This window comes from uncultured Sphaerotilus sp. (assembly GCF_963924895.1).
In the GTDB taxonomy this organism is placed as follows: Bacteria; Pseudomonadota; Gammaproteobacteria; order Burkholderiales; family Burkholderiaceae_C; genus Sphaerotilus.
In genome coordinates, this window is record NZ_CAWURG010000062.1 from 19,461 (window position 1) to 28,163 (window position 8,703).

Sequence of the window (8,703 nt, forward strand, 5' to 3'; positions counted from 1 at the left end):
CCCGACCGGTCGCCGTCAGCGCCGTCAGCGCTGTTGCGCGAGGATGTCGTCGAGTTCCTTGCAGCTGGGCGCGCAGACCTTCTGCGGCCGGCCGAGCACCTGCTTGCTCTTGAGCATGGCCTGCGGTCGGTGCTTGCCGCACAGCAGGCAGGACATCGTCCCGCCGACAAACGCACCCTTGCCGCCAAAGGGCGAGCCGGCGGACTTGCTCTTGTAGCGCAGTCCCTTGGAGTCGATCACGGTCTTTTCGTCGTCGTCGTCGAGCATGGTGGTGGGGCGCCTGTTGTGTCACCCCATTGGACCACGCTGGTGCAAGGGCGCAAGCTGGGCATACTTCCGGGCTGATCCACCCTCATCCTGCGTTCACCATGCGTGCGTTGCCCCCAGTCTCCGACCCTTCGGCCAGCGCCGAACCTTTGTGCCACCCTGGCGAACAGCGCCGCCGCCAGGTGATGGGCGATGTCTTCGTCGACCGCGCGCTGGCGCTGGCCGACGACTTCTCGCGCCCGCTGCAGGCCCATGTCAACGAACACGCCTGGGGCTCGACCTGGCTGCGCGAGGGGCTGGATCTGAAGCAGCGCAGCCTGTGCACGGTGGCGATGCTGGCCGCACTGGGCCGGAGTCAGGAACTCAAGGGCCACCTGCGCGGCGCGGTGAACAACGGCGCGACGCTGCGGGAGCTGCGCGAGGTGCTGCTGCATGTGGCGCCCTATGCGGGCGCGCCGGCCGCGATCGAGGCCTTCCGCGCCGCCAAGGAGTGGATGGCCGACAACGGGCTGCAGTTCGACGAGCAGGCCGACTGATCGGGCGGCTCCGTCAGAGAAACCGCTCCATCAGCTTGCGCGAGGGGCGGTCCAGTGCGGCCATGTCGCGCACCGAGAAGACGATGCCGTGGCCGCTCGTGATGAGCAGCCGGCCGCGCTCGGGCAGGCGGCGGATGTCCTCTTCCACCTTCAGCACCAGCGTGGTCGGGCCGCGGTCGGTCTCCACGGTCCAGGTGCTGGGGGTCGAGAAGGTGGACACCGCCACCACGCGCCGGATCTCGGGCATGAACTCGCGGTGCGCCAGTTCCTCCTCGATCAGGGTGCGCTGGCGCTTGGGCAGGGCGTCCAGCCGGTCGACCCAGACCAGCTCATGCCCTTCGGCGCTGACGAGGGACAGGCCGGCCTCTGGCGCAGAGACCGGAAAGGCGCGCACGGGCGTGATGCCGTGGTGGGTGGCGCCGTCTTCGCCGGTGTAGACGAGGCGGCCGCTGGGGTGGCGTTCAAGCAGGAACATGGGGCGGCTCGTCGGGTTCAGGAGGCCGCGTTGCCGTGGGCGGACGGCTGCGGGATCTGGTGGGAGAGCAGGTTCTGATCGTGCTCGGAATCGCCGTCCTCGTCGGCCGCATCGGTGCGGCGCGCCTGGGCTTCGTAGAGGCGGAAGTAGTGGCCTTCGGCGGCCATCAGCTCGTCGTGCGTGCCGACCTCGACCACCGCGCCGCGGTCCATCACCACCAGCCGGTCGGCCTTGCGCAGCGTGGACAGGCGGTGGGCGATGGCGATCGTCGTGCGGCCCTGGACGAGGTTGTCGAGAGCCTTCTGGATCTCGCGCTCGGTCTCGGTGTCGACGCTGGCCGTGGCCTCGTCGAGGATCAGCAGGCGCGGGTTGATCAGCAGCGCACGGGCGATGGAGATGCGCTGGCGCTCGCCGCCCGACAGGCCCTGGCCGCGCTCGCCGACCAGCGAGTCATAGCCTTGCGGCAGGCGCAGGATGAAGTCGTGGGCGTGCGCGGCGCGGGCGGCGGCGATGATCTGCTCGCGCGTGGCGCCGGGCAGGCCGTAGGCGATGTTCTCGGCGATGGTGCCGAAGAACAGGAAGGGCTCCTGCAGCACCAGGCCGATGTGGCGGCGGTAGTCGGCCACGGCGAAGCGGCGGATGTCGGTGCCGTCGACGCGGATCGAGCCGTCGGTGACGTCGTAGAAGCGGCAGATCAGGTTGACCAGCGTGCTCTTGCCGGAACCGGAGTGCCCGACCAGGCCGATCATCTCGCCGGGGCGGATGTCCAGGCTCATGCCGCGGATCACCGAGCGGCTGCCATAGCGGAAGCCGATGTTGTCCAGCCGCACGGCGCCCTGCATCTGGCCGGTCGGCACGGGCTGGTCGGGTTCCGGGACGTTGGAGACGTGGTCGAGCACGTCGAAGATGCGCTTGGCGCCAGCGGCGGCCTTCTGCGTCACCGAGACGATGCGGCTCATCGAGTCCAGTCGGCCGTAGAAGCGGCCGATGTAGGCGAGGAAGGCGGTCAGCACGCCGACGGTGATGTCGCCCTTGCTGACCTGCCAGATGCCGAAGCCCCAGACGACGAGCAGGCCGATGTCGGTCAGCAGCGTCACGGTCGGCGTGAACAGGCTCCAGGTCTTGTTGAGCTTGTCGTTGACGGCGAGGTTGGCGGCGTTGGCGGCGTGGAAGCGCTTCGACTCACGCGCTTCCTGCGCAAACGCCTTGACCACGCGCACGCCGGGGATGGTGTCGGCCAGCACATTGGTCACGTCGCCCCAGACGCGGTCGATCTTCTCGAAGCCGGTGCGCAGCCGGTCGCGCACCATGTGGATCATCCAGGCGATGAAGGGCAGCGGCAGCAGGGTCACGAGCGCCAGCCACGGGTTCACCGAGAACAGGATGGTCGAGGTCATCGCCAGCATCAGCACGTCGGTGGCGAAGTCGAGCGCGTGCAGCGACAGGAACACCGAGAGGCGGTCGGTCTCGGAGCCGATGCGGGCGATCAGGTCACCGGTGCGCTTGGCGCCGAAGTAGTCGAGCGACAGGCCGAGCAGGTGGTTGAACGCGGTGGTGCGCAGGTCAGCGGCGATGCGCTCGGAGACGATGGCCAGCAGCCAGGTGCGCGCCCAGCCGAGGCCCCAGGCGAGCAGACCGGCGCCGAGCAGCCCGAGCAGCAGCTGGATCACATAGGCCGGATCGATCTGGTGGCCGTTCTGGAACGGGATCAGCACCTTGTCCATCAGCGGGATGGTCAGGTAGGGCGGCACCAGCGTCGCGGCGGTGGACGCCAGCGTCAGCAGGAAGCCGGCCAGCAGCTTCCACTGGTAGGGCTTCGCGAAGCGCCACAGCCGCAGCAGCACCCAGGTCGATGGCGGCGTGGACAGCTCGCGGGTGCAGACGGCGCACTCGTCGCTGTCGGGCGGCAGCGGGGCGTGGCAGGTCGGGCAGGTGGTGGGGTCGTGGGCGTCGTCGTGGCTGGGGGCGGCCGGGTGGCGCAACGCTTCGCTCTGGCGCTCGAACTGGCGCACCAGCCGCAGTGCCTGCACGTTCTGCCCCAGGGTGAATCGCCAGACGGCGCGCTGGGCGTGCGGATCGTGCAGTTCGAGCGTGCCGACACCGGCGTGGTCGTGGTGCCGCAGCGACAGAGGATCGTCCAGCGGCCAGACGCCGGACCAGTCGGTGGCGCCTGCACGTGCCCACAGCAGGCGGCGATTCGTCACGACCAAGGTGCTCCGGGAAAAGTGCAGGGCCTCGTCGAGGTCAACCTCCAACAGGCCCATGACGTTCTCTTCCGGGAGAAGTCGGGTGGGCAGGTCGGCCATCGGTGCGTTGGCAGGGAGTGGATGCATGGGATCTTGTTCTCGGGGATGCCGAATTCTGGCGCAAGCCTTCCCTGTCAGATTTATTCAGATGAACGCGGCCCTTGTTCAACGGGCCGCGAATGAAGGACGATGACTTGACGCAAGGAACGTTGTGCACAATCAGCCCCTTGAGCCCAACACCAGCTCCGCAGGACATGACCAAGAAAGAAAACATCACGCTGCAGCGCATCACGTATCTGCGCGGCCCCAATGTCTGGACCTACCGTCCGGTGCTGGAGGTCTGGCTGGACCTGGGTGAGCTGGAGGATTGGCCCTCGCACCAGTTGCCCGGGTTCAATGACCGGCTGACGGCGATGCTGCCGGCGCTGATCGAGCACCACTGCGGTGTCGGCGAGCGCGGCGGCTTCCTGCAGCGCCTCGAAGAAGGGACGTGGATGGGCCATGTGCTCGAACACGTCGTCATCGAGCTGCTCAATCTGGCGGGCATGCCGACCGGGTTTGGCCAGACGCGCAGCACCTCGCAGCACGGCGTCTACCGCATGGTGTTCCGCGCCCGTGACGAGCAGGTGGCCCGCACCGCGCTGGCGGAAGGCCACGCGCTGCTGATGGCCGCGATCAACGGCGAGGCCTTTGATGTGTCGGCCGCGGTCGAGCGGGTGCGCGAGAAGATCGACGACTGCTACCTCGGCCCGAGCACGGCCAGCATCGTCGGCGCGGCCACTGACCGGCGCATCCCCCACATCCGCCTGAACGACGGCAATCTGGTGCAGATCGGCTACGGCGCTGCCCAGCGCCGCATCTGGACCGCGGAGACGGATCTCACCAGTGCGATCGCCGAAGGCATCGCCGGTGACAAGGACCTGACCAAGACGCTGCTGAAGGCCTGCGGCGTGCCGGTGCCGGAAGGCGCGGTGGCACGTGATGCCGAAGCCGCCTGGGACGAGGCGCAGGACATCGGCTTGCCCGTGGTGGTGAAGCCTACGGATGCGAACCATGGTCGCGGTGTCAGCCTGGACCTGAATACCCGCGAGGAAGTCATGGCGGCCTGGGCTGTGGCCGACGCCGAGGGCAGCGAGGTCATCGTCGAGCGCTACGTGCGCGGTGACGAGCACCGGCTGCTGGTGGTCGGTGGGCAGGTGGTGGCCGCGGCGCGGGGCGAGAGCCTGTGGGTCACCGGCGACGGTGTCTCCACCATCACGCAGCTGATCGACCGCCAGCTCAACACCGATCCCCGCCGCGGCGACGCCGAGGAGTTCCCGCTCGAAACGATCCGCCTGGAGCGCGAGCCGGTGACCCGGCTGCTGCTGGAGCGCCAGGGACTGGTCGGCCCGGACGCCGTGCCGGCCACCGGGCGTGCCGTACTGATCCAGCGCAATGGCAATGTCGCGATCGACTGCACCGACACCGTGCACCCCGACGTGGCCAGCCAGGTCGGGCTGGCGGCGCGTGTGGTGGGGCTGGACATCGCCGGCGTCGATCTGGTGACGACCGACATCCGCCGCCCGCTGCACGAGACCGGGGGCGCGATCGTCGAGGTCAACGCCGGCCCCGGCCTGCTGATGCACCTGAAACCCGCCGAGGGCATGCCACGCCCCGTGGGCCGTGACATCGTCAACCACCTCTTTGGCGAGGAAGACAGCGGCCGCATTCCCGTGGTCGGCGTGGCCGGCTCGCAGGGCACGGCGGACATCGCGCAGCTCGTGGCCTGGCTGGTCCACCTGAGCGGCAAGCACGTCGGGCTGGCCTGCCGTGACGGGCTGTTCCTGGCGGGGCGCCGGGTCGGCCGTGGCGACTGCGCCAACTGGGCCAGCGGCCACCGCCTGCTGATGAACCGCGAAGTGCAGACCGTGGTGATCGAGAACGGCGCTTCCACCATCCTCGATGATGGTCTGCCGTATGACCGCTGCCATGTGGGCGTGGTCACCGATCTGGGTGGCGCCGAGACGCTGGAGCGCCACGACATCCGCGACACCGAGCAGATGCCGCGCGTGATGCGCACCCAGGTCGATGTCGTGCTGCCCGAGGGCGCGGCGGTGCTGAATGCCGACGACGAGCGCATCGCCGACATGGCCCGCCTGTCCGATGGCGAGGTCATCCTCTACAGCCTGCTGGCCGAGGACAACGAGGCCGTGGCGGCCCACCGGGCGCAAGGCGGCCGTGCGGTGCTGCTGCGCGCGTCGCGGGTCGTGCTCGCGACCGGCCTGGCCGAAGCCGTCTGTGTCGACCTGCAGCGGCGGCGCATCCTGCTGGCGCCGTCGGTCGTGCTGGCTGCCGTGGCCGCCAGCTGGGCGCTGGGTATCGCGCCGGAGCTGATGGCCGCTGGCCTGGAAACTTTCGCATCGAGCCCGACGCGCTCGTGACCCTCACTCTTGACCGGACCGTGACCCTCTGATGGACGTTTCACGCATTCGGGCCCTGCGCGGCCCCAACCTCTGGAGCCGCCACACGGCGGTCGAGGCCATCGTGTCGTGTGCCGAAGACGAGCGCGCGATTGCCCAGTTGCCTGGTTTCGAGGCCCGCCTGCGGGCCCGCTTCCCCGGCATCGGTGCCGTGCCGGCGGGTGCCCAGCGTGGCGATGTCTCGCTGGCGCATGTGCTGGAAACCGCGACGCTGGCGCTGCAGGCGCAGGCTGGTTGCCCGGTCACCTTCAGCCGCACCTCCACCACGGTCGAGGCCGGTATCTACCAGGTGGTCGTCGAATACAGCGAGGAGGATGTCGGTCGGCTGGCGCTGGAGCTGGCCGAGCAGCTGATCCAGGCCACGCTGACCGACACCGCCTTCGACGTGGTGGCCGCCATTGCCCGCCTGCGCGAGATCGACGAGGACGTGCGCCTCGGCCCGAGCACCGGCGCGATCGTGTCGGCGGCGGTGGCCCGCGGCATTCCGTACCGGCGCCTGACGCAGGGCAGCCTGGTGCAGTTCGGCTGGGGTTCGCGCCAGCGCCGCATCCAGGCCGCCGAGGTCGACTCGACCAGCGCCGTCTCCGAGTCCATCGCCCAGGACAAGGACCTGACCAAGAAGCTGCTGCACGCTGCGGGTGTGCCGGTGCCGATCGGGCGGCCTGCCTCGTCGGTCGACGAGGCGTGGGAGATCGCCTGCGAGATTGGGCTGCCGGTGGTGCTCAAGCCGCAGGACGGCAACCAGGGCAAGGGCGTGACGGTCAACATCGTGGACCGCGTGCACCTGGAACTGGCCTATGCGGCCGCGGCCGAGATCGGCGAAGTGCTGGTCGAGAAGTACCTGCCGGGCAGCGATTTTCGGATGCTCGTCGTCGGGCAGCATCTCGTGGCCGCGGCACGCCGGGATCCGCCGCACGTGATCGGCGACGGCGTCCACACCGTGCGCGAACTGGTCGATGCGGTCAACGCCGATCCGCGCCGCGGTGACGGCCACGCGACCTCGCTGACCAAGATCCGTTTCGACGACATCGCGGTCGCGCGCCTGACGATGCAGCACCTCACTCCGACCTCGGTCCCCGAGAAGGGCCAGCGCGTCAGCCTGCGCAACAACGCCAACCTGAGCACCGGCGGCTCCGCCACCGACGTGACCGACGACGTCCATCCCGAGGTCGCGGCGCGGGCCGTTGCCGCGGCGCAGATGGTCGGGCTGCACATCTGCGGCGTCGACGTGGTGTGCGAGAGCGTGCTGCGTCCGCTGGAAGAGCAGGACGGCGGCATCGTCGAAGTCAACGCCGCGCCGGGCCTGCGCATGCACCTGTCGCCGTCCTACGGCAAGGGCCGCCCGGTCGGCGAAGCCATGATTGGCCACCTCTATGCGCCGGGCGACGATGGCCGCATTCCGGTGGTCGCCGTCACTGGCACCAACGGCAAGACCACGACGGCCCGCCTGATCACGCACCTGTTCGCCACCAGCGGCCTGCGCGTGGGCATGACCAACACCGATGGCGTCTACGTCAACGGCCGCCAGATCGACAGCGGCGATTGCAGCGGACCACGCAGTGCGCGCAACGTGCTGATGCATCCGGAAGTCGATGCCGCGGTGTTCGAGACGGCGCGCGGCGGTGTGCTGCGCGAAGGTCTGGGCTTCGACCGCTGCCAGGTGGCGGTGGTCACCAACATCGGCGCCGGCGACCACCTGGGCCTGAACTACATCACCACGGTCGAGGATCTGGCCGTGCTGAAGCGGGTGATCGTGCAGAACGTGGCGACCAGCGGCTACGCCGTGCTCAACGCGGCCGACCCGATCGTCGTCACGATGGCGGTGACCTGCCCGGGGCAGGTGATCTTCTTCACTGCCGACCGCCAGCATCCGGTCATGGCCACCCACCGTGCGCAGGGCAAGCGCTGTGTCTATATAGACCAGGAGCATCTGGTCGCTGCGCAGGGCGCCCGGCGCGAGCTGATCGCGCTGCGCGACATCCCCATCACCCGCAATGGCACCATCGGCTTCCAGGTCGAGAACGTCATGGCGTCCGTCGCCGCGGCGTGGGGTGCGGGACTGGACTGGGACTCGATCCGCCGAGGACTGTCGAGCTTCGTCAACGACTCCGACAACGCACCGGGCCGCTTCAACGTGATGGACTACCGTGGCGCCACCGTCATCGCCGACTACGGCCACAACCCGGACGCGATGCGGGCACTCGTCAGTGCGGTCGAAGCGCTGCCGGCACAGCGGCGCTCGGTGGTCATCAGCGGGGCAGGGGATCGCCGGGACCAGGACATCCGCGAACAGACGCAGATCCTGGGCGGCGCGTTCGACGACGTGATCCTCTACCAGGATGCCTGTCAGCGTGGCCGGGAAGACGGCGAGGTGATCGGGCTGCTGCGGGAAGGCCTGGGCAATGCCGTGCGCACGACCCGGATCGACGAGATCCGCGGCGAGTTCCTGGCCATCGACACTGCGCTGGACCGGCTAGAGCCGGGCGACCTCTGTCTGGTGCTGGTCGACCAGGTGGAAGAGGCGCTCGCCTACCTGGCCCGACGCATCAAGGGCGGTGCTCCAGCCCCTGTCGACGCACCCTGAAAAATTTCCTGTCGAACCTCTTGCGGACTGAGGATTGTTCGATCTACAATCGATGTCTTCGCTGCAAACAACTGGTTTGTGAGCAGCGAGCGGCAGGTGATGCGACTGCCGGTTTGTTCAGCGAGTAAAGACCCTG

The 8,703-nt window shown here is 68.9% G+C and carries 6 protein-coding genes; 3 read left to right on the forward strand and 3 right to left on the reverse strand.

All coding sequences use genetic code 11. The features are described from left to right. Window positions 1–24 precede the first annotated feature (24 nt). Window positions 25–267: a hypothetical protein gene (locus AABN02_RS20240; protein ID WP_338416720.1), complete on the reverse strand. Its 243-nt coding sequence runs from the start codon at window positions 265–267 to the stop codon at window positions 25–27. 101 nt (window positions 268–368) lie between these two features. Between AABN02_RS20240 and AABN02_RS20245 the strand changes: the two genes are divergently transcribed. Next, entirely contained in the window at window positions 369–803 is a 435-nt protein-coding gene (locus AABN02_RS20245; protein WP_338416721.1) for a carboxymuconolactone decarboxylase family protein, read from the forward strand. 13 nt (window positions 804–816) lie between these two features. Here AABN02_RS20245 and AABN02_RS20250 read toward each other — a convergent pair whose 3' ends face one another. Together AABN02_RS20250 and AABN02_RS20255 are read right to left on the reverse strand one after the other, a co-directional pair. Continuing rightward, window positions 817–1,278, reverse strand: a complete 462-nt coding sequence (locus AABN02_RS20250) for a DUF1854 domain-containing protein (protein WP_338416722.1) — start codon at window positions 1,276–1,278, stop codon at window positions 817–819. Between the two features lie 17 nt (window positions 1,279–1,295). Beyond that, entirely contained in the window at window positions 1,296–3,611 is a 2,316-nt protein-coding gene (locus tag AABN02_RS20255) for an ABC transporter ATP-binding protein (RefSeq protein WP_338416723.1), read from the reverse strand. Between the two features lie 167 nt (window positions 3,612–3,778). On the opposite strand from AABN02_RS20255, the gene cphA (AABN02_RS20260) reads away from it, so the two are divergent. Continuing rightward, on the forward strand, window positions 3,779–5,944 hold the full coding sequence (gene cphA, locus AABN02_RS20260; protein ID WP_338416724.1) for a cyanophycin synthetase: 2,166 nt from the start codon (window positions 3,779–3,781) through the stop codon (window positions 5,942–5,944). A 31-nt stretch (window positions 5,945–5,975) separates the two neighbouring features. Continuing rightward, window positions 5,976–8,567, forward strand: a complete 2,592-nt coding sequence (cphA, locus tag AABN02_RS20265; RefSeq protein ID WP_338416725.1) for a cyanophycin synthetase — start codon at window positions 5,976–5,978, stop codon at window positions 8,565–8,567. Window positions 8,568–8,703: the final 136 nt, after the last annotated feature.